The sequence below is a fragment of the Hymenobacter sp. GOD-10R genome, assembly GCF_035609205.1.
Taxonomy (GTDB): domain Bacteria; phylum Bacteroidota; class Bacteroidia; order Cytophagales; family Hymenobacteraceae; genus Hymenobacter.
This window is the reverse complement of the sequence record NZ_CP141184.1, coordinates 1,409,782-1,430,533: the sequence shown is the minus strand read 5'-3', so window position 1 is coordinate 1,430,533 and position 20,752 is coordinate 1,409,782. Positions and strand designations below refer to the sequence as shown.

21 protein-coding genes are annotated in these 20,752 nt (G+C 53.6%); 16 read left to right on the top strand and 5 right to left on the bottom strand.

Annotated features, from left to right (window positions below):
- The first annotated feature begins 467 nt into the window (after window positions 1-467).
- From SD425_RS05930 to mltG, 3 genes are all read left to right on the top strand, one after another.
- Complete coding sequence (locus SD425_RS05930) at window positions 468-1,643, top strand: ribonuclease D (protein WP_324676416.1); 1,176 nt, start codon at window positions 468-470, stop codon at window positions 1,641-1,643.
- A 70-nt stretch (window positions 1,644-1,713) separates the two neighbouring features.
- A complete protein-coding gene (locus tag SD425_RS05925) occupies window positions 1,714-2,490 on the top strand; it encodes a class I SAM-dependent methyltransferase (RefSeq protein ID WP_324676414.1) in 777 nt (258 codons plus the stop codon).
- 21 nt (window positions 2,491-2,511) lie between these two features.
- The gene (mltG, locus tag SD425_RS05920; protein WP_324676412.1) at window positions 2,512-3,573 is read left to right on the top strand and encodes an endolytic transglycosylase MltG; all 1,062 of its coding nucleotides are present in this window, start codon (window positions 2,512-2,514) and stop codon (window positions 3,571-3,573) included.
- A gap of 1 nt (window position 3,574) precedes the next feature.
- Here the strand turns inward: mltG and SD425_RS05915 are convergent, their stop codons facing one another.
- Window positions 3,575-5,059: a hypothetical protein gene (locus tag SD425_RS05915; RefSeq protein WP_324676410.1), complete on the bottom strand. Its 1,485-nt coding sequence runs from the start codon at window positions 5,057-5,059 to the stop codon at window positions 3,575-3,577.
- Between the two features lie 129 nt (window positions 5,060-5,188).
- On the opposite strand from SD425_RS05915, the gene dtd reads away from it, so the two are divergent.
- Both dtd and SD425_RS05905 read left to right on the top strand, forming a co-directional pair.
- Window positions 5,189-5,641, top strand: coding sequence for a D-aminoacyl-tRNA deacylase (gene dtd / locus SD425_RS05910; RefSeq protein WP_324676407.1), 453 nt, complete (start codon window positions 5,189-5,191; stop codon window positions 5,639-5,641).
- An 80-nt stretch (window positions 5,642-5,721) separates the two neighbouring features.
- Window positions 5,722-6,054, top strand: a complete 333-nt coding sequence (locus SD425_RS05905) for a nucleotide pyrophosphohydrolase (RefSeq protein ID WP_324676405.1) — start codon at window positions 5,722-5,724, stop codon at window positions 6,052-6,054.
- A 34-nt stretch (window positions 6,055-6,088) separates the two neighbouring features.
- On the opposite strand, the gene SD425_RS05900 is transcribed toward SD425_RS05905, so the two are convergent.
- Together SD425_RS05900 and gcvT are read right to left on the bottom strand one after the other, a co-directional pair.
- A complete protein-coding gene (locus SD425_RS05900; RefSeq protein ID WP_324676403.1) occupies window positions 6,089-6,811 on the bottom strand; it encodes a 2-phosphosulfolactate phosphatase in 723 nt (240 codons plus the stop codon).
- A 71-nt stretch (window positions 6,812-6,882) separates the two neighbouring features.
- The gene (gene gcvT / locus SD425_RS05895; protein ID WP_324676401.1) at window positions 6,883-7,989 is read right to left on the bottom strand and encodes a glycine cleavage system aminomethyltransferase GcvT; all 1,107 of its coding nucleotides are present in this window, start codon (window positions 7,987-7,989) and stop codon (window positions 6,883-6,885) included.
- Window positions 7,990-8,189: 200 nt separating this feature from the next.
- On the opposite strand from gcvT, the gene SD425_RS05890 reads away from it, so the two are divergent.
- The 3 genes from SD425_RS05890 to SD425_RS05880 are packed head-to-tail and all read left to right on the top strand — an operon-like array spanning window position 8,190 to window position 10,611.
- Window positions 8,190-8,555, top strand: coding sequence for a CZB domain-containing protein (locus SD425_RS05890; RefSeq protein ID WP_324676399.1), 366 nt, complete (start codon window positions 8,190-8,192; stop codon window positions 8,553-8,555).
- Window positions 8,556-8,580: 25 nt separating this feature from the next.
- Window positions 8,581-10,125 carry a sensor histidine kinase gene (locus SD425_RS05885; protein WP_324676397.1) on the top strand — a complete coding sequence of 515 codons (1,545 nt, stop codon included), beginning with the start codon at window positions 8,581-8,583 and terminating at the stop codon, window positions 10,123-10,125.
- Window positions 10,126-10,167: 42 nt separating this feature from the next.
- A complete protein-coding gene (locus SD425_RS05880; protein WP_324676395.1) occupies window positions 10,168-10,611 on the top strand; it encodes a response regulator in 444 nt (147 codons plus the stop codon).
- Window positions 10,612-10,624: 13 nt separating this feature from the next.
- Here the strand turns inward: SD425_RS05880 and SD425_RS05875 are convergent, their stop codons facing one another.
- Window positions 10,625-11,200, bottom strand: coding sequence for a ribonuclease HII (locus SD425_RS05875; RefSeq protein WP_324676393.1), 576 nt, complete (start codon window positions 11,198-11,200; stop codon window positions 10,625-10,627).
- Window positions 11,201-11,313: 113 nt separating this feature from the next.
- Complete coding sequence (locus tag SD425_RS05870; protein WP_324676391.1) at window positions 11,314-11,550, bottom strand: hypothetical protein; 237 nt, start codon at window positions 11,548-11,550, stop codon at window positions 11,314-11,316.
- Between the two features lie 379 nt (window positions 11,551-11,929).
- Between SD425_RS05870 and SD425_RS05865 the strand changes: the two genes are divergently transcribed.
- From SD425_RS05865 to prfB, 8 genes are all read left to right on the top strand, one after another.
- The gene (locus SD425_RS05865) at window positions 11,930-12,514 is read left to right on the top strand and encodes an NUDIX hydrolase (protein ID WP_324676389.1); all 585 of its coding nucleotides are present in this window, start codon (window positions 11,930-11,932) and stop codon (window positions 12,512-12,514) included.
- 86 nt (window positions 12,515-12,600) lie between these two features.
- Entirely contained in the window at window positions 12,601-13,473 is an 873-nt protein-coding gene (locus SD425_RS05860) for a lysophospholipid acyltransferase family protein (RefSeq protein ID WP_324676387.1), read from the top strand.
- A gap of 19 nt (window positions 13,474-13,492) precedes the next feature.
- Complete coding sequence (gene gatC, locus SD425_RS05855; protein ID WP_324676385.1) at window positions 13,493-13,780, top strand: Asp-tRNA(Asn)/Glu-tRNA(Gln) amidotransferase subunit GatC; 288 nt, start codon at window positions 13,493-13,495, stop codon at window positions 13,778-13,780.
- A 3-nt stretch (window positions 13,781-13,783) separates the two neighbouring features.
- The gene (locus tag SD425_RS05850; RefSeq protein ID WP_324676383.1) at window positions 13,784-16,852 is read left to right on the top strand and encodes a hypothetical protein; all 3,069 of its coding nucleotides are present in this window, start codon (window positions 13,784-13,786) and stop codon (window positions 16,850-16,852) included.
- Window positions 16,853-16,860: 8 nt separating this feature from the next.
- On the top strand, window positions 16,861-17,586 hold the full coding sequence (locus tag SD425_RS05845) for an ABC transporter ATP-binding protein (protein WP_324676382.1): 726 nt from the start codon (window positions 16,861-16,863) through the stop codon (window positions 17,584-17,586).
- Between the two features lie 103 nt (window positions 17,587-17,689).
- Window positions 17,690-18,238, top strand: a complete 549-nt coding sequence (locus SD425_RS05840) for a cob(I)yrinic acid a,c-diamide adenosyltransferase (protein ID WP_324676380.1) — start codon at window positions 17,690-17,692, stop codon at window positions 18,236-18,238.
- Window positions 18,239-18,313: 75 nt separating this feature from the next.
- Window positions 18,314-19,378, top strand: a complete 1,065-nt coding sequence (locus tag SD425_RS05835) for a branched-chain amino acid aminotransferase (protein ID WP_324676378.1) — start codon at window positions 18,314-18,316, stop codon at window positions 19,376-19,378.
- Between the two features lie 243 nt (window positions 19,379-19,621).
- Window positions 19,622-20,699 (top strand): peptide chain release factor 2 gene (gene prfB, locus SD425_RS05830; protein WP_324676375.1). Its coding sequence is split into 2 segments (ribosomal slippage): window positions 19,622-19,672 and window positions 19,674-20,699, totalling 1,077 coding nucleotides; the frame shifts between segments, so codons are not numbered across the junction.
- The last annotated feature ends 53 nt before the right edge of the window (window positions 20,700-20,752 follow it).

The window sequence follows — 20,752 nt, the reverse complement described above, 5'->3', positions numbered from 1 at the left end:
ATTGGCGCGCACATCACATCCCGCAGACTTTGAGCGCCTAAATGCAACAATCCAGAATATGCAGCTAACAAATCAGCAGAAAAGGAGGCCAATAACTAGTATTGCGTTCAGGTCGGAACAGGTAGGAATGCAAATCTATTAGGGAAAGTTTTATTTGACTGCATGAACTCTTCTTTTTTTCTTTAAAGTTTAACCGTATTTTAATATTCATTTAATACCACATTATATAAGCATAAAGCAAGAAGTAGCTACTTAGCAAGCAGCATATTAGGCTGTCTTTTTATGCGTTTTTATTAACTCATCTCATTCACTCAATCCAGCAGATTGGGGCTACTTTCTAAGCAGTTGACGCAGAAGAGTTAGGAGAATTGGCTTTCCCCACGCCAGCTTCCTACCTTTACTCTGTCCAAAACCAGTGTTTTATCTGCATATTCCCCTGGTTCTAGCCTTGTATTATCCCATTCTTAATGACGGACATTCAGTACCTAACTACCTCAGCCGGCGTTCAACAAGCAGCCGACATTCTAGGAGCTAGCTCACGCCTCGCGGTTGACCTGGAGTTTGACGACATGCGCCATCGGTATGGACGCAACTTAGCTCTTATCCAGATCTACGACGGTCAGAAGGTCTACCTCATAGATCCTATTCCGCTAACCAACCCAGCTCATGAGCTAGAGCCCATTTGGGTTTTGCTGCGGGATCCAGGCATTGAGAAGGTATTTCACAGTTGCAAGTCCGACATTCTGCTGCTGGATGAGCTTTACGACGTGCACGTACGCCACATCACGGATACCAGCGTGCAGTACACGCTGCTAGGCGAATCGGACAACAATATTTCTCTGGGTCGTCTGATTCAGGCGGAGCTAGGTTTGGAAGTAGATAAGGGCGAGCAGAAATCGAATTGGCTCAAGCGTCCACTTACGGAAGCGCAGAAGCTCTATGCGGCTAATGATGTGCTGTACCTGTTCGAGCTTAGCGACCGGCTCGCGGCCAAGCTAGCTTCGCTGGGGCGCCTGCACTGGGCCGAAGAGGAGAACAAAGCGCTGGAAGACGTACGCTACGTTCGCGACGAGCGCCCGTACTTACGCATTGCAGGTAAATATCGTATTCAGCCGAATGAGATGCCGCTCTTTCGCGACCTGTATATGCTCCGCGACCGAATAGCAAAAGAGCTTGACCGGCCTCCTTACATGGTGTTTGCCAACGACCGCCTCCCAGAGCTGGTGCGCGCTATGCCACTCGATGCGACGGACTGGAAAGCCACGCGCGGCTTGCACCCGGAGCTGAAACGCTCTCCATACCTAGATCAACTGGCGGCCTTATCGCCCGATAACTTTGTGTCGGTGCCGGAGCCGCCTCTACCGACTGAGCAGCGGCGGTTCCCATTTCGGCGGCGGCTTAGCGGCGAAAAAGCGGCGCGCGCCGATGCTCGCGAGCAATTACTGACTAGCCTAAAAACGCACATCACCAACGACATCAATGGCTATGTGGCCAATTTGGTGTTGTCTAATCGGCTGATTGCGGATATCATTGAACTAGGTGCGGAGCGGGTACTGCGCCCCTGGCAACAAACCATTTTGCGGGAAACGGCCGAGCGGCATGAGCTACCGTATAGCTTAGTAGCCGAGCCTTTTGCGTTGTAACCTAGCTAGGCTAGCTTCGGTACAGGAAACACTTGGTAAGCTGTTTCCTTTGATTTACAGCCTTTCTATTATGCCCACTCGCTCTGCCCAAGAACAGTTTGATCGTCAAGCCAGCCACTACAATGCGCAGTGGAATTCCTGGACAGGTATCGCGCTCAACTGGCTACTAGAGCAAGCCGAATGCCAGCCCGATGACCTGGTGCTAGATGTAGCAACTGGTACGGGCTTTACCGCCCTAGCTTTTGCGCCTTTCGTCCAATCGGTGGTGGGTATTGATGTATCGACGGGCATGCTGGAGCAGGCACGGCAGCAACAAGTGGCGCAGCACGTCGACAATGTGACGTGGCAGCAAGGAGCCGCGGAAGCGTTGCCTTTTGCCGATGAGACCTTCTCGATCGTAACATGCCGAATTGCCCCGCACCATTTCCAATCCATACCGCAGTTTTTGAGCGAGGTGAAGCGTGTGCTGCGTCCGCACGGGCGCTTCTTGCTCGCCGATACGTGCGTGCCCGACGAAGAGCCGGAAGTGAATGAGTGGCAGAACCGAGTAGAAGCCCTACGTGACCCCTCGCACATGCGGAACCTAGCTCCGCAGGAATGGCAGGAGGCGCTGGAAGCAGCTGGCTTACATGTGACGGCTCTCTGCGAACCGACGAGTGACATTGCCATGCATCTCAACGACTGGATGACCAAAGCGGGCTGCACTGGTGACCAAGCCGAAGCGGTGCGAGCTGCTTTCGCGGCAGCTCCTGCGGCAGCAGTTCGTACCTTTCATATTCGCGAACTACCTACTGGTGATTACGCGTTTGCGTGGCAACGTGTCGCTGCTAAGGCGATCAAGCCTTGATCTGTCGTCTAATTCCTTGTTTTGCGTTCTTCTATTTCCACCCAATTACGGCGTCGCATCGCGACGATTTTACTATTCTTTCTTTTGCTGCTTGGAGGCCTAGGTCTTTACCGAGCATGGCGCATCCAATGGAAGCCCAACGTAGTGGCGTCCCCTTTCGGACCCGCTTATCTGTATATCCGCACTGGCGCTTCCTTTCAGGATGTGTTGGCTTCTCTTGAGAAGCAAGAGCTATTGGAGGAACCCGCAACGTTTGCCTGGCTAGCCGAGCGGCGCGGCTATCCCGAACACGTGCGACCCGGCCGCTATTTGTTGAACTTCGGGGCTAGCAACGCTGATCTGCTGGATAAGTTGATGCTAGGCCAGCAGGATACGGTAGCGTTTCAGCTAGATGCTTTCAAGTACAAACCCCAGCTCGCCCGCCAAGTTGCCCGGCAGCTGGAAGCTGACTCAAGCAAGTTGCGCCACTTACTGCGTAGCAACACCTTTCTGCAACGTCGTTATCACCTTGACACGACGACTATTCTGACGCTGTTTTTGCCGGGTCCCTACCGCTTTTTGTGGAATACTTCAGCCGAGCAGTTTCTTGATTCGGCGGCGGCTATGCACCGTCGGTTCTGGACCTCGAAGCGTCAGCGCCGGGCCGACTCCCTAGGTTTGTCGCCCACGGAGGTGCATGTGCTAGCCAGCATCGTACAACGCGAAACGGCCAAGCCCGAAGACAAACCTGTTATTGCGGGCGTCTACCTTAATCGGCTGCACCGGGGTATGCGCCTGCAAGCCGACCCTACGCTGCTTTGGGCCATCGGCAACTTTGGCGTGAGGCGGGTCTTAAACAAGGATAAGCTCGTCGATTCGCCCTACAATACTTACAAACACAAAGGCCTGCCACCAGGCCCTATCACGTCGGCAAACCGGCAGAGTTTGGATGCGGTGCTCAAGCCCATGGCACACAACTATTACTTCTTTTGCGCCCGTCCTGACGGCAGCGGCTACTCCGACTTCGCCGAGACGTACGCCCAACACAAGCAGAATGCACGACGCTATCAGCATCGTCTGGATAGCTTACAGATCAGGCGGTGAGCTAGGGCTGAGGAATGGGAATAACTCGCAGCTGAAACGAGTCACGACTAGCGGTTCGCTGGAGAGCAAGCGTTTCTTCGTAACCTAGGCTCGTGTACTCAGAATGCTCCAGAAAAAGCAACGGAGCGGTGAGCATGGGTTCTGGCCAGGCAGCCACGGCTGGTACCTTCCGCAGTAAATCGAAGTTGCGCACGTTGGTTACACGCCAATAGGCATCGAGCAGCACATACCGGTAGCCTTGCTCACGCAACGTCAATAGCTCCTCCTCTTTGATGATGACAGCCATTGTGCTGGGTGCTACAAACGGCGCTACTCCTAACCCTACGGTGCTCACTACGGGTAAAGCATTATGGCGGCGTAGCCACCCTGCCACTTTCGGATAGCTGCTAGGCGTGTAGGCATACACCTCCTGCTGGATACGGCGCAGGTTGAATACAACGGCAACCCCTATTACCAACACCAACGCCCACCAACGCCGGTCGAGGACCCGGCGCAAACTCAAAAAGGCCAGTACGTACAGCAGCCCGTAAATCAGCAGCAGCCCGCGCGGTGCTTTTAGCAACAACGACATACCCGCGAGAAAGCAGTAAACCCAGATAGCTAGGTAGCGAACCAAATTAGGCTGCTTCAGCCGCTGAAACAGCAACCGTCTCCACAACACGGGAACAACTAGCACGGCTAGCAGAATCAGTGGCGACTCGAAGTCGCGGATGTATTTGAAGTAGTAAAACGCATCCAAATGCGTCTGGGTCATACCTAGCCGTCCAGCGGCATTCGGGGCGCCAGGGCGCATGATATTGTAATACACACCTAGCCAGCGGTACCATTGTAACCCTACCAGCCAACTGACGCCAGCTAATACGACATAAGGAGCGGCCAATATGCCAGCCACGCGCAGCAAATTGCGCGGCTGAAACAACAGCCCATCTTGTTGCAACAGCTCAAAAACCAATAGAATAGGCAACGTGAGCAGAAACTTGTAATTGATGCACAAGCCAATGGCGACCCAGACTGCCGCTCGCAACAACGACCTAGGTGTAGCTTGCTGTAAACGACAGTAGTAAGCCTGGAGCAAACCTGTGAAAGCCACCAAGCTCCAGGAGCCCATCGTAAAATCGCGCCCCGAAAACGTGAGGAATACCGAAGTGCCAACGAAGAGCGCAAGCAGTGCACTTTCGTACCCCGCTAACGCTGCCGCTCTGCTAACAAAGAGCGTCAACCAGCCAACGGCAGCTACGGCCACCAAGGCATTCAGGTATTGAAAAACGTAAAAATCGGTGGTAAACCACGCCACGGGTGCGTAGAGAAACGAGAAGCCGGGGCTGCCGTGGTGAAAAAGGTTGCGGAGGTTGCCATGTGCTACTTCTTGCACAATCTGCCAGTTGCGTACCGAGTCGTAGTCGGGTAATGCCGCGGCTTCCAACCCATGCAGCCGCACTGCCGTGACGATCAGCAACGCTCCCAGGAGCCACAGCGCTTTATTCATGCAACAGGTACCATCTAGTATTTATCGGGGCGCAAGTAAGGACTTGCACGCGACACTTCGCCGTAACCTAGGTGGCGGGCAAAGTGGAAGCTTCGCACTACATTTCGCTTTTAATAGCCACCATAACCCATGAGAGTAGTCATTCAACGCGTCAGCGAGGCCAATGTCACCGTTGAGGGGCGAGTTACGGGTGAAATTGGGCCTGGCTTGTTGGTACTCGCGGGCTTTGCTCCGACTGACGACACGCGCGCCCTCGAATGGATAGCACGTAAACTGGTGCAAATGCGCATCTTCGGCGACGAAGAGGGCAAGATGAACCGCAGCGTGCAGGATATCGGGGGGCAAGTGCTCATCGTAAGCCAGTTCACGCTGCTTGCCGACGCTCGTAAAGGTAACCGGCCTAGCTACCTAGGTGCGGCGCCGCCGCCCATTGCCATTCCCCTCTACGAACAGTTTGTGCGAATGCTAGAGAAGCTCCTCGGTCAGCCAGTAGCTACCGGCGAGTTTGGCGCCGATATGAAAGTACGCTTGCTCAACGACGGCCCCGTCACCATCGTCCTTGACTCACCTGAGAGTGACTGAGTAGCTAAGTGACTAAGTGAATCGTTGAACGACCTCGCTCAGTCACCCAGCCATTCAGTTACTCAGTTACTCACTCAACTATGACCATCGGAGAAGCACAACAAACCGTTGACCAGTGGATAAAAACCACGGGCATTCGGTATTTCAATGAATTAACGAACATGGCCATCCTCACCGAAGAAGTAGGGGAAGTTGCCCGTATCATATCCCGCCAGTATGGTGAGCAGTCCTTTAAAGCCTCCGACCGCGACAAAAACCTAGCGGATGAGCTAGCCGACGTGCTGTTCGTAGTAATTTGTCTGGCTAATCAAACGGGCGTTGACCTCACCGAAGCTCTCGTAAAAAACCTGGAGAAGAAAACCTTACGGGACACCGACCGGCACCGCCAGAACGAAAAGCTGAAGGATAGTTGATAGTTGCCCTGCGCGCTTCATTACCTAACAACTATTAATTGATTACGATTCGGCCATCTCGCCAGATGGGAACCAAGTCGTACTCATTCAGGCGCACGCAAAAATCCATGTCTTTATTAGCTTCTAAGCTGTTGAGACGCCGCACGTGTGCCGATTGCAGCAGATAAGTAGCTAGGTCGGGCTTGGCTTGCAGCCAGAGTTGGTGCGCGGCCAAGGTGGCATCGCTGCTGGTGATATCGAAGTCGGGAGCTAGCAGCTCCGCTAGTGCACCAGCGAAGACTGTGTCTTCCAGGTTGAAATTGCCTTTCCACCCAGCGCAGACAACTACCACGTTTTTTTGCTGCTGGCGCGCAAAATCGGCCACAGCCTGTAGGTTGAGGAAAGCGCCCACCACCACCGCATCAGCGGAAAGAGAGAGCTGTAGCGCCCGGGTACCGTTGGTAGTGGTGATGGCAACCGCACGACCCCGCACCGGGGCCGCCTCGTTGAGGTAGCCGAAGGGTGAGTTGCCTAGGTCGAAACCCGGTGCTTGCCGTCCATCTCGCTCTGCAGCGGTGAGGTAGCCTTGTTCGGCGTAAGCGCGACATTCTTCTAACTCACTCAGCGGTACGATGTGCGTAACACCGGCGGCCAGCGCTGTTACCATGGAGGAGGTGGCGCGTAGAATATCAACGACGACGGCCACGTGGCCGCGCAAATCAAATAAGGAGAGAAGCTCAGGCGTGAAGCACACGTCGAGGCTAGGTTGTGTTGTCAAAGCGAATGGTCCTAAAATCGAACGGCCATGCTTGTTAGCATGACCGTCCGAATACGCAATTAGTTACTTCCTTACGCCTCCTCCGTGCCGGGCACGAATGGAAGCTTTACTACAGTAGCCGGCAAGTTCTTACCGCGCACTTGCACAAAGATTTTGCTACCTGGCTTGCTCAGTTCCGACTTCACGTAACCTAGGCCGATGCCTTTGCTCAACGAAGGCGACTGAGTACCCGAAGTGACTTCCCCGACTGGCTCGCCCGCTTCATCAACCAGTGGATAATGGCTGCGCGGAATACCAGGGCCATCCATCTGGAAGCCAACCAGCTTGCGCTCAACCCCTTGTTCTTTCTGCTGCTTTAGCATGGCCGAGTTCGTAAACTCTTTGGTGAACTTAGTTATCCAAGCGAGGCCTGCTTCCAGAGGAGACGTTTTGTCGTCAATGTCGTTGCCATATAGGCAATAGCCCATTTCGAGCCGAAGCGTATCGCGGGCGCCCAAGCCGATGGGCTTAAGGCCATAGGGCTGGCCAGCTTCCATGATTTTGTCCCACACAGCTTTCGCGTGTTCGTTCGGCACGTAAAGCTCGAAGCCACCGGCCCCTGTGTAGCCCGTGGCAGAAATGATGACATTAGGCGCTCCGGCGAATGTGCCTTGCACAAACGAGTAATACGGAATGCTACCTAGGTCGGCGTCGGTGAGCGGCTGCAATGCCGCCGCCGCTTTGGGGCCTTGCACGGCAAACAAGCTGATTTCATCCGATACATTTTCCAGATCAGCGCCGTCGGTGTTGTGCTGACTGATCCAGTTCCAATCCTTCTCAATATTGGAGGCATTCACGACCAGCATGTAGTCTTCGTCGGCCAGGCGATACACCAGCAAGTCATCCACAATACCTCCTTCGTTGTTAGGGAGGCACGCGTATTGGGCTTTGCCGTCGGCGAGTTTGCTAGCGTCGTTGCTGGTCACGCGCTGAATCAGGTCGAGCGCATGCGGACCGCGGACCCGAAACTCGCCCATATGCGACACGTCGAAAATGCCGACGGCCCGCCGTACGGTGTGGTGCTCGTCGAGGTCGGAAGAGTAGCGGACGGGCATGTTGTACCCGGCGAAAGGCACCATCTTGGCACCTAGCTGCTGGTGTACCTCGTTCAACGTGACGGTTTTGAGGTCTTCGGCCATAGTGTATTGCTTAGTGAATTTAGTTGGGCGCTCAGCGGAGCAGGAGCGGCAGCTTGCAAAAGCGACGGGGCGAAATTAACTATTTGCCCGGCCCATCCTGCCTCAAGCGGATGAGTTATCTTTGATGACTTACGTATCTCTTTCTTTCGGCAGTTACCGTTTGAGTTCTACTTACTTGCGCCACTTGCTTTTCGCCCCTCATGCACGATGATATCAAACAGGACTTTGAGACTGCTTCTGTAAAGCATTTTCTTTTCAAGTCCAAGCTCCGCTCTTTTCTCTACGGCAGCGATACAGCTGAAGGCCCTATTCGTGACCCCAGTATGTGCGCCCTTGGTAAGTGGATCAACGAGCGGGCGCTTGTGACCTACAAGCACTTACCCGAATCGCACGAGTTGAACCGAGTACACCAACAAATCCACTACAAAGCTAATCAGCTGATGGATCTGCATTTGGCAGGCAAAACAGAACAGGCCATTACCGGCCTAGCCGACGTACAAGTCATGGCCGACCGTATCGTACAACTTCTCCGTGCTATGGAAGATAAGTTGCGCCACGGTCGCTGATTCGCCGTTGTAGCCTCGTTAGTACATGAAGCTGAAGCTTTCCACTAAACTCATTGCTGGTTTCTTAGCCATTCTGGTGCTGTTTGCCGGCGTTGTCCTCATCAACTACCAGTTGTCGCGCAAGGTGCTGCGCAATGCACAACGCGTAGCCGAGTCACAGCGGATTACCAGCGAAGCAACCTCGTTAGTGGGCGGCATCATTGACATGGAAACGGGCTTCCGCGGCTACTTGCTGATCGGCGACGCGGCCATTTTGCAGCCTTACTACGAAGGCGAGCTTCGGTTGCTAGGTCGTTTCGTGCAGCTGCGCAGTCTGCTCAAATCCGATTCGCCGCAATACGAGCGACTCGTACGCGCACAGCGCTTGTTTCAGCAGTGGTCTGCTTACTCTCATCTGATGATCAGTGAGAAACGGGAGGCAAAGCGGCGCGTTCCTAACCAGCTAGGTCTGCAAGGAATGGAGCACCGGCTGCTGGCGGAAGGCCTCACGGGCAAGCTCATGATGGACCAGATTCGCGTACTGTTTCGCGGCTTCGATACCACTGAGCTCAAGACGCGTAGCGAGTTGCGCAGGAAGCTGACGGACAGCATTAATGAGAACAGAATCATTTCCGTTACCATCACGCTGCTGGCGAGTGTGCTAGGTGTTACGTGGGCCATCTACATTACCCGGCTCATTGCGCGGCGTATTGGCAAAATGGCGGACCTAGCCGTCCGCCTGGCGGATGGCGATTATAAAACGCGCATTGAGGATACCGACTACGACGAGCTTAGCCAACTGGCCGATTCGATGAATACCATGTCGAATACCATTGGCTCGACGATCACGCAGCTAGAGCGCCGCAATCAAGAGCTAGATCAGTTCGCCTACGTGGTGTCGCACGACTTGAAAGCGCCGCTACGAGGAATTGAGAGTGCCACGCGCTGGATTGAAGAAGATATGGGTGAGGAATTGCCGCCTCACATTCAGGAATTTCTCGTGCTCATGCGCACCCGGGTGCACCGCATGGAAAACCTGATTACAGGCATTCTGGAATTATCCCGGGTGGGACGCGTGCAGCAAGCAACCGAGCGCGTGAACGTGCGGGAGCTGCTTACGGAAATTCTGGATTCACTGGCGCCACCCGAGGGTTTTCGGCTAGACCTTCCCACCTACTTGCCTACGTTTGTCACGCCGCGAGTATTACTTCAGCAAGTGTTTACCAACCTGATCAGCAACGCGCTCAAGTATCACGACCACCCGGCTACGGGTAGCGTGCGCGTTAGCTGCCGCGAAGATCGGCAGCAATACACCTTCGCCGTGAGCGACGACGGTCCGGGCATTGCCCCGGAGTATCACGAGCGTATCTTCCTCATTTTTCAAACACTCACGGCGCGCGATACCCTTGAAAGTACGGGTGTGGGGCTAGCTATTGTAAAGAAGATTGTGGAGGGCCAGGGCGGCAACATCCACGTAGAGTCAAGCGAGGGACAAGGAGCTACCTTCATCTTTACGTGGCCCAAGCTTAGCGTTCAGCCTCCGGCTGCCGTTCCAGCTAGCAACGCAGAGTTAGCTCAATCTAAATCTTAACCGTATAGGGACCTAGGTTTCCTTTCCTGGTCTTTCCTTTTTATGTCAACTGATCCTTCCCCACCTTGTATTCTGCTCGTCGAAGACGATCAGATGGATATCATGAATGTGCAGCGCGAGTTACGCAAGCACAACATCAACGTGCCGATGCATATTGCGGGCAATGGTCGCGAAGCGCTCAACCTCTTACGCGGCGAAAACAGCCAGCCGAAGATCGACAAACCGAGCGTGGTGATGATTGATATCAACATGCCCCGCATGAACGGTCTTGAACTGCTCGAAGCGCTCCGCTCCGACCCCGAGTTCGTGGGGTTGAACGTGTTCATCATGACTACTTCTGATCTAGAAGCCGACCGTCTCAAAGCGCGCGAGCTAGCCGTAAGCGGCTACATCGTCAAGCCACTCACCTTCGATAAGTTCGGGGAAGGTGGTTCTACCGTCGATGGCTTTAGCTTGTTCCTGGACCTGCTCCGCCTGAAGGACTAGCTCCGACACGCTTCTACAAAAGCCTAAATCCCATTCGGTGGTGCACTGTAGGACCGTGTGTTCGGATAGCATCGCGGTGGCGGACCGTTGGGTAGCCGGCATTCTGCTCCCAGCCATAAAACGGAAACTCAGCCGCTAGCTCCCGCATTCGCTCGTCCCGAAACGTTTTGGCTAAAACCGACGCGGCGGCAATGCTCCGGTAGCGACCATCGCCACCGATTAGGCAACTATAGTCGATACCTGCGTAGGGCCGGAAGCGCTTGCCATCTACAATCAAGTGGGTTGGTGTAGTATCTAACGCTGCTACGGCTCGGTGCATAGCTAGGTAGCTAGCCTGCTCAATGTTCACGGCGGCTATTTCTTCCGGTGAAGCTTCCGCCACGGCCCACGTCACTGCTTCCCGGCAGATTTCAGCCCGCACAGCTTCTCGCCGCTTCGCTGTCATCTGTTTGGAATCGTTGAGGTAAGCTGGTGCGAAATCGGGTGGCAGTATGACAGCGGCGGCAAATACGGGCCCGGCCAAGCAGCCCCGGCCAGCCTCGTCGAGGCCGGCTTCTAAGCGCTGGCCAGTGTGGGAAGCAAGTAGCATAATAGCGGCAAAAGTAGCGCCTCTAGACGTAAGAAGCTCGCGGAGCTAGCGTTGATTGCTAGCTCCGCGAGCTTCTTATCAAACGAAGTCTATTTATCTAATAGACGAGCAGCTTAGTGTTTGCCAGCAGTGGTGCCCGCTTCAGGCGAGCTGTTTTCCCCACGTCGGTTGCCTTGCGAATCACGAGGGCCTTCGTCGAGGTCATCATCTTCGGGACCATCTTCATTGATGGCTTCGTTAATTGCACTTGTATCGGTACCTAGGGCCGCTTCGGCTTCGGCATGTTTTAAGTTGAATAGCGGATCACCGGGTTCAGGTTGAGCCGGCTGTTTTTTGGGCGTATTAGCCATAAAGTATCCGAGGCTAGCCGGAATGTGAACGGCCAGCTTCGTTAAATACGCCAGCCTTTCCCCGACAGTTGTCCCCTAAAACAAAAAGGCCACTGCGTTGGGCAGTGGCTTTTAACGCTCCTTCGGCGAGTTTTATCCACTCTTCCTTTGCCGAATTTCGCTACGCAGATAGGACCTTCCTTTCCATGAATCCTACCCGCGCTGAATAATTTTCCGTTACAAAAGTATTGGAAGCTATCTTCTTACGCCACATATTTTGGCCCAACACCGCCTTCTACTCGTCAAAGGCTTTATCGTACCCGATAGGGCATTCTAAGAATAGGAAATCTTTTCTCAATATAGGAACTACCTTATTTTCTTTTCTCTTGCTTACTTTCTAATGAATTCATCTGCTTCTCCAGACTTCGACGAAACTCACAACCCTTGGCAAGTACTTAATACAGAGCCAAAATATCAGAATCCGTGGATCAGCGTACGGGAAGATCAAGTGATTAATCCAGCTGGTGGACGCGGCATTTACGGCGTGGTTACCATGAAAAACAAGGCGATTGGTATCATTCCCATTGATGCCGATGGCAACACCTGGCTTGTGGGGCAATACCGTTATCCGCTGAATGAATACTCGTGGGAAATCCCGATGGGCGGTGGTCCAGTTGAGCTAGATATACTCGAATCAGCGCAGCGTGAATTGCGCGAAGAAACGGGTTTCAGCGCCCAGCGGTGGACCAACATTGCGAGGCTGCACACTTCTAACTCGGTGACTGACGAAGAAGGCTTCGTGTTTTTAGCGGAAGACCTCATCCCCGGCGAAGTAGAACCCGAAGAAACTGAAGACCTGCGCTTGTGGAAGCTACCATTTGCCGACGCCGTACAAATGGCCTTGGATAATCGCATCACGGACGCCATTAGCGTAGCCGGTCTACTAAAAGCCGACAAAATATTGGCTACCAGGCCAGCTGAATAGCTGATTACTTGAATGATAACCTAGGGTAGCTGAATATGCTTGCGCAGGCATTCAGCTACTCTGTTGCTCTTTCTTACCTTTGCAGTATGCGACGGTTACTTCGTTTCATTGGTCATCGGCTGTACACTACTTGGAGTACCTTCTGGTTTGTGTTGCCTTTTTTCGTTACGTATCCTTTGCAGCTGATTCTAGCGCGACAGCCACGCTGGCATCGTCACCTGCATACCATCAACCGAGTTTGGTCGACAAGCGCCGTCTGGATGTGGGGCATGCCCGTCACGGTTGTGCGCAAAAAGCCGCTACCCGCTAATCAGCCGTGCGTGTACGTGTCTAACCACAGTTCGTACATCGATATTCCGGTGCTGTTCAAAGTGCTGCCGGGCTTTCTAAACATTGTAGGCAAAAGCTCACTCGCCAAGACTCCGCTGTGGGGTCCCATTTTTGGAAGCACGTATATCACCGTAAACCGGGAAAGCGCCGTTAGCCGCGGCCGTTCGATGGTGCAGGCTCGCAAGAGTTTAGAAGAAGGCCGTTCCGTTATTCTATTCCCGGAGGGTACCATCTCAAAAAAGCCAGCCGAAGAGATGGGTCCTTTCAAGGACGGCGCATTTCAGCTAGCTATTGCCGCGGGGGTGCCTATCGTTCCGATCACAATGCCGCTGAACCACCGCTTCATGCCTGACGTTGGCGGTATTCGGGTGCGCTATACGCCGTTGCGGGTGGTTGTTCACGAACCTATTTCCACAGAAGGCCTCACGCAGGCCGATGCAGAAGAGCTGAAAAACCGGGTATTCGCTATCATTGCTAGCGAATTTATTCCGGAGGCAGCCGGTATTCCGGAGCCAACCCCCTATTACCGGCCTAAGCTGAGAGAAAAAGCGGCGACTTTGACCGCTCCCGATGATAAAGCCGCAAACGAAAATACTCGCAAGCCTACGCTGCACGTTCCTAACTCGTAACTACTAACTGCTTATTCCTTTGAGTACCGACCTAGCTACCCTCCGCAAACTAGCCCACTTATCTCGCCTGGAACTCGACGAAACCAAAGAGGAGAAAATGCTTGGCGAGTTGAACAAGATCCTGAACTGGGTAGAGCAACTTCGTGAGCTTGACACAGCCAACGTAGAGCCGCTGGTCCATTTATCACACGAAATCAACGTACTGCGGACCGACGAGGCCAAGAACACCGTGAGTCACCAAGATGGCCTACGCAACGCTCCGCGTAAAGACTCCGATTACTTCCGCGTACCTAAAGTTTTGGACTAGCCGTTGGCGCTTCCGACTTCCCCCCCCACCGACTCCGCCGTAAGTCGACGCAGCCCTTGGCTGGTGCTGCTTGGCTTGGTAGCTAGCGTAGCGCTGGCCCTAGCTTGTTACTACTACTTTACCGGCGACGACCACGCATTTCCCATTGAGCCCGTTGCACAGCTCACGCCGGTTCCCACAACTCTAGCTCCGGTACGCGTTGGCCTAGCCGAACTCCCTGTGCGGGTTAACGGCTACTTGGTTACACAGACCTACGACGTAACGGGTCCTTATGTGCAACCCGTAGCAGCGAGCCTTCTACTTAGCCTGTTAGCTATCTGCCTCGTTTACTACCTAGCCGTGGTAAGCACGCTCGCCCGTACGCCGTTTGTAGTATCGATGGGCTTGCTTATCTTCCTACTAATGTCGCTCAACGCCGACTTACTCGGCGTGTTTGATACCAGCAAACAGTACTTTCTGATTGCCGCGCTGCTGGCGTTAGGCCTACCAGCTTACGCATTTCATGCCTTTTGGCCACAAACGTCCCTGTCGCGGCGCCTACTTACGTTTGCGGCTATTGTAGCGATTCTCAGTGGCTTGCTTCTGTGGCGCAGTGATTATTCAGCTCCTTTTGTAGTACTGCACCTAGCCAGCTATTTCACGGCGGGTGGGGCCGCAGTAGTGGGTTTGCTGACGCTATGGGTGTGCTTCGAAAATATTTACGGCTTACTGTGGTTTAATACGCAGGCTGAGAATCCAGCTAGCCGGTTTGGACTATGGCCCTTTCTGCTGGCTAGTGGGTTGTACCTAGGTATTTTGCTGTTCTACTACCTCAACGAAGGTGAGGTGCTGTTATTCGCGGGGCTGCGCCTCGACCCCTTGGTGCTGCTCTTGCCGTCCGTAGTAGTAGGCTGGCTTGGTTTGCGCCGGCGGGCAGCTACGTACAACGACTGGTTGCCTTACTGGCCCGTAGCGTCTCACCTTTATCTGGTTTTAACTGCGCTAGCTGCTGGCGCCCTAGGGTACGCCTTCGTTACCGCCAACGACCCATTGCTATCCGCTGCACGCGATTTTGTGGGGTTGGCTTTGCTCACAGGCGGTGTAGGTTTCATGATCTACCTTCTGCTCAACTTCGCCCCGCTTATCAAGCAGCGGCTCCGTGTGTACCGGGTTGTGTATGAGCCACGGCGGGTACCTTTTTACGCGGTATATATCTTCGCACTGGGGGCATTGATTGCCGTGGAAGTACGTAACAACTTCTTCGTGCTCGATCAGGTGCAAGCAGGCTATTACAATAACATCGGCGACTTGACCCGGCTCCAGAGCGAGCAACAGCCGCAAGCCGATGCCCTAGCTCTTTTGGCCGAACGTTACTACGCCGAGAGCGATGTACTTGACCGCTACAACCGAAAAGCTAGCTTCGGACGAGCGGCCCTCTACCGCTTCCGGGCGCAGCGCCAAAATGAGATCAACGCCCTACGACGCGCTCTTAGCCGCCAGCCTTCCGAAAAGGTATCGTTGCGCTTGGCGGCATTGTACACCACCGATCAGCGCGACTTCTTCGATCGGCTGCAGGTGTTGCGCGAAGCGTTGAAGGCGCATCCACGCAGTGCTTTTATAGCTAGCGACTTGGCGCAACTCTACACCCGCTCGACGCTTACCGATTCCGTTGCGACTTACCAGGCCCGTGCGGAAGCCCTGGCTCCTAATAATGCTGTATTGCGGGCCAACAAGCTAGCTTTTTTCATGCAACATCAGCAGTGGAAAGATGCCCAAGCCTTGGTAGCCGATCAGCCCATTCCTGAGGATGCAGTTGCGCTGCAAACCAATACTCTCCTTCTAGCGCAGCTCACCCGTAAGCCAACGCCGAAGACGCCTGCACCACCGCGCGACCAAGACTTAACTTCTGCTACGTTTGCGCAGGTTTACCACCTAGCTCTAAACAGCATCGGTCGCCGGGATACGAGCCTGTTACCAGTCCTAGGTAAGCTGGCGCAACGTCCTGGCAATGCCGCCTACTTTGAGCAGCTTACCTTTTTGCGGGCCCTCACGCAATATTATGGCGGTCATCCTATGACGGCCCAGAATACGTTGCTACCGCTCACCGGCGGTACCAGTGCGGAAGCTGCTTATTACCATAACTTATGGGGCACCTGGTTACTCGATCAGCAGCTATATAACTCGGCTATTGCACGCTTAGCCGTGGCAAAGCAAGGTGGTTACGCTGAAGCTGCTCTGCCCCGCGCTTACGCATTTGCGCTTAATAGTCAGCTTGATTCTGCTCGCCTCTCACTCCAAACAGTTGCCCAGGAGAAGAACCCGCTTATTGCGCAGCCTGCCCGTATGCTTCAGCAAGTGCTATCTACTGATTTCAATCGTGACTACCGGCTAGCTTCTGAGGCTGTGCGGGCGCAGTATTTGGTTGTTCGAGGCGCGTCTTTGTATCCTGAAAGCTTGGTTATTCAGGCAGCGGCCTTGCGCGACCCCGCTGCGCGGCAAGCCGCTTTGTTAGCGCAAGTGCCACGGGCTATTCGGGTCGGGCAGGTACAAGAAGCGCGCGAAGCTATTGAGCGGTACGCAGCACCTGTTGCGGAGAAGACCCCAACTGCTTCCGCCTGGAATGTGGTGCGTGGACAACTCTACACCCAAGAAAAAAAGCCAGCTGAACTACAGCAATTTCTCCAGACAGCTTACTTTACCAGCCTAGATCGGGCTTATGGCTTGTACTACCAAGCCGAACTAGCCCAGTTGCAGCAGCAACCCTCCAAAGCAGCTCGTCTATACGCTCAGCTTAGTCGCGAAGCGCCCTATCTAGAGCCCGCCATGTTAAGCGCCGCTGCGTTTTATACCGCGCAACGCAACTTCACGGCCACTTACAACTTGCTGCAACACGCGCTGACGGCTAATGCCCAATCTGCAGCGCTCCTGAAAGCCTACGCCATGGCAACTATTCCAGCTGGCCTAGGTGACTATGCTTCAGCGCCACTTGAGGAGCTTCGCACGTTGCTTTCCCCTGCAGAATACGCTACCTTTCGTCAGCAGTTCGAGGCGCGCCATGCTGCGCAACTTGCAGAAACTGCCCCCTGGAAATAGCTCTGGCCATGCAGCAACCTGTCATCGAAACTACCGGCATCTCGAAGGTTTACCAGATGGGCACCGAAACGATTCAAGCGTTGCGTTCGGTCACCATCAGCATCCAACGTGGCGAGTACGTAGCCTTCATGGGTCCTTCGGGCTCAGGTAAGTCAACTCTAATGAACATCGTTGGCTGTCTAGACACTCCTACTGCTGGCCAATATGTGCTTAGCGGGCAAGATGTGAGTCGCATGTCGGACAACCAATTGGCCGAGGTACGCAACAAGGAAATAGGCTTTGTCTTTCAGACGTTTAACCTCCTACCCCGGGCCACTTCGCTCGACAACGTAGCACTACCGCTCATTTATGCTGGCTACGGCAAGAGTGAACGGGAAGCTATTGCCATGGAATCGTTGCGCAGTGTCGGCTTGGCTGATCGTGCCAAGCACCGCCCCAACGAACTGTCGGGCGGCCAGCGCCAGCGTGTTGCTATTGCTCGTGCGCTAGTCAACAACCCTAGCATTATCCTGGCCGACGAACCTACTGGTAACCTCGACACCAAAACCAGTTACGAGATTATGGATTTGTTCGAGGCCTTGTACGCCAAAGGCAACACCATTATCATGGTGACGCACGAAGAAGACATTGCGCGTTACTCTCACCGCATTGTTCGTCTGCGCGACGGGCTGGTAGAGTCCGATATGGTGAACACCGATATTGCCACCCACGGTCATCTGGCGTCTACTACCTAGCCATTTAACGATTATCAGTTAACATTTAACAGTCACGACAGTATCTCTTTAAGGAAATCAGTGTTGGTTGTTAAATGCTGAATGTTAATTGATAAATGAGACAATGAAAATTTACACCAAAACCGGCGACCAAGGTCTTACGTCTCTGATCGGCGGTACGCGCGTTCCTAAGTCGGACCTCCGTATTGATTGCTACGGTACTGTCGATGAGCTTAACTCCTACATCGGCCTGCTTCGTGACCAAGACGTTAATGCACCTCGTCGGGGTTTGCTGAAAGAAATTCAGGACCGTCTGTTCACAATTGGGTCTTCACTAGCCTCCGATCCGGAGAAGTCCAAGATGAAAATTCCGGATCTGCATGCCGAAGACGTGACGTTGCTGGAACGCGAGATGGATGCCATGAATGAACACTTGCCCGAGCTACGCATGTTTGTGCTGCCAGGCGGACATCCATCCGTTTCCTTTGCGCACGTAGCTCGCTGCGTGTGCCGCCGGGCCGAGCGACTAGTCATCGGCTTGCGAGAAGATTCGTTTGTCGCCGAGCTGGTGGTCGTTTATTTAAACCGCTTGTCTGACTACCTGTTTGTACTTAGCCGCCAAATGGCGCACGATTTGGGCGCGGAAGAAGTTACCTGGAAACCACGTCTCTGATTAGGCAGAGCTTACCTAGCTTCCTAACTTACGGCCCTCTTCTGCTCACCCAGCCTCATTTCACGATTTACTACTATGCTTGACACTCTAACCATTCCAACCCAGACGACTACAGCTTCGCGGCTGGCTGAGCTGGATACCAATAACTTGGAGTTCGGTAAACAATTCTCCGACCACATGTTTGTGGCCGACTATAAAGATGGCGAATGGCAAAATCCCCAGATTCTGCCTTACGGCGACTTCACCGTTAGCCCCGCTAACTCTGCCCTGCACTATGGCCAGGCTATTTTTGAAGGGCTAAAAGCGTATAAAAACGAGCAGGGTGACATTACGCTTTTCCGCCCCTACGACAACATTGCCCGCATGAATACCTCAGCTGACCGCATGTGCATGCCGCCAGTACCAGAGGAATTGTTCATTCAGGCGCTTACGCAGCTCGTACGCCTTGATGCTGCTTGGGTACCTAGTGCCCCCAACACGTCCTTGTACATTCGGCCTTTCATGTTTGCCACTGATGGCATGCTTGGCGTTCGGCCCTCCGAGACGTATCGATTTGCCATCATTACCTGCCCAGTAGGCGCTTTCTTTGGTAAGCCACTGCGGGTGCGTTTCGAGGAAAAATACGTACGCTCGGCAGAAGGTGGTGCTGGTTACGCCAAGAACGCTGGTAACTACGGCGCGGCGCTTTACCCCACGAAGCTAGCCCAAGATGCAGGCTATCACCAGCTGCTCTGGACGGATGCTTCCCAACACCGCTTTATCGAAGAGTCCGGCACCATGAACGTGGCCTTCATTATGGATGGTAAACTCGTTACACCGGCGCTCAGCACGTCCATTCTGGACGGTATCACCCGACGCAGTGTACTGCAGCTGGCTCGCGACTGGGGCATGCCTGTTGAAGAGCGAAAAGTATCGGCGGCTGAAGTATTGGAAGCACTCCAGAATGGTACATTAGCTGAGGCGTTCGGTATCGGCACTGCCGTAACCATCTCGCCTATTACCGTCGTTGGTTGTCAGGGCCAAGATTATTCGTTGCCTGAGCTAAAAGCAGATTCCTTCGCGAAGCGCATGTTGCAAGCGCTTAACGACATTCGTTTGGGTGTCGCACCCGATACACACAACTGGGTAGTAACTGTTTAAGCTTTCTATTGCAGCTTCAACTTGCTCCTTCGGCATTAAAACAGCCAGCCCTGGCTAGGGCTGGCTGTTCTTTTTCACACGGATGATAATGCTTGATAAATAGCCCTAATAAGCTAGCCTAGCGTGGTTTTCGTACGACCAATAAGTGCAAATCTGTATGGTTGCTGTGGAATCTCACGCTTTTAAGATTTCCATCCCGACCTTTACCATTCAATTAGTAAACACCCACATTTAATATTCCCCATGACGCAAGATCAGGTGAAGGAATTGAAGGGCCGCGCTGAGGCTCTGAGGAGGTATCTTTGACTACGATAACCGAAAAGAGCAGATTATAGAAGCCGAAAAGCAAACCACAGCGCCCGACTTCTGGGACGATTCCAAAAAGGCCGAAGAGGTGCTTAAGGAAATCAAAACCATTAAGGTTTGGACGGACGACTACGAAACCGTCGAAAAGACCGTGGGCGATGTAGAAGTGCTCTATGATTTTTACCGTGAAGGCGACGTAACGGAGCAGGAAATGCAGCAGGGGTTCGAGACTGCGCAGAAAGCCGTTGAGCAGCTTGAGTTCAAACGCATGCTCTCGGACGAAGAAGACCAACTCTCCGCCATCATCGATATCAACCCAGGCGCCGGCGGCACCGAAAGTCAGGATTGGGCCGAAATGCTCATGCGCATGTACATCATGTGGGGCGAAAAGCATGGTTTTGCGGTGAAGCAGGTAAGCTATCAGCCTGGTGAAGGTGCTGGCATCAAGTCGGCATCGTTGGAAATTGACGGTGACTTTGCCTACGGCTACCTAAAAAGCGAAATCGGGGTGCACCGGCTCGTGCGCATCTCGCCCTTCGATTCTAGCGGTCGGCGTCATACCTCGTTTGCCTCGGTGTTTGCATATCCGGTAGTTGATGACACCATTAATATCCAAATCAATCCGGCCGATATTTCCTGGGATACTTTCCGTTCAGGTGGGGCAGGCGGCCAAAACGTGAACAAAGTAGAAACCGCCGTACGGCTTAAGCACGCCCCATCTGGTATCGTTATCGAATGCCAAATTGAACGTAGTCAGCTCATGAACAAGGAACACGCACTACGGATGCTTAAGTCACGGCTCTACCAGCTAGAGCTTGACAAGCGCAATGCGGAGCGTGACAAGGTAGAAGCCGGCAAGAAGCGGATTGACTTCGGCTCGCAGATCCGTAACTACGTGCTGCACCCCTATAAGCTCATCAAAGATCTGCGTACTGGCATCGAGCGCACCGACGTGCAGAATGTGCTGGATGGCGACCTAGATGAATACATCAAAGGGTTCTTAATGGAGAGCTAGGTGTTGCTTTTATTCATCAACAAAAAAGGCTGCATAAGTTATGCAGCCTTTTT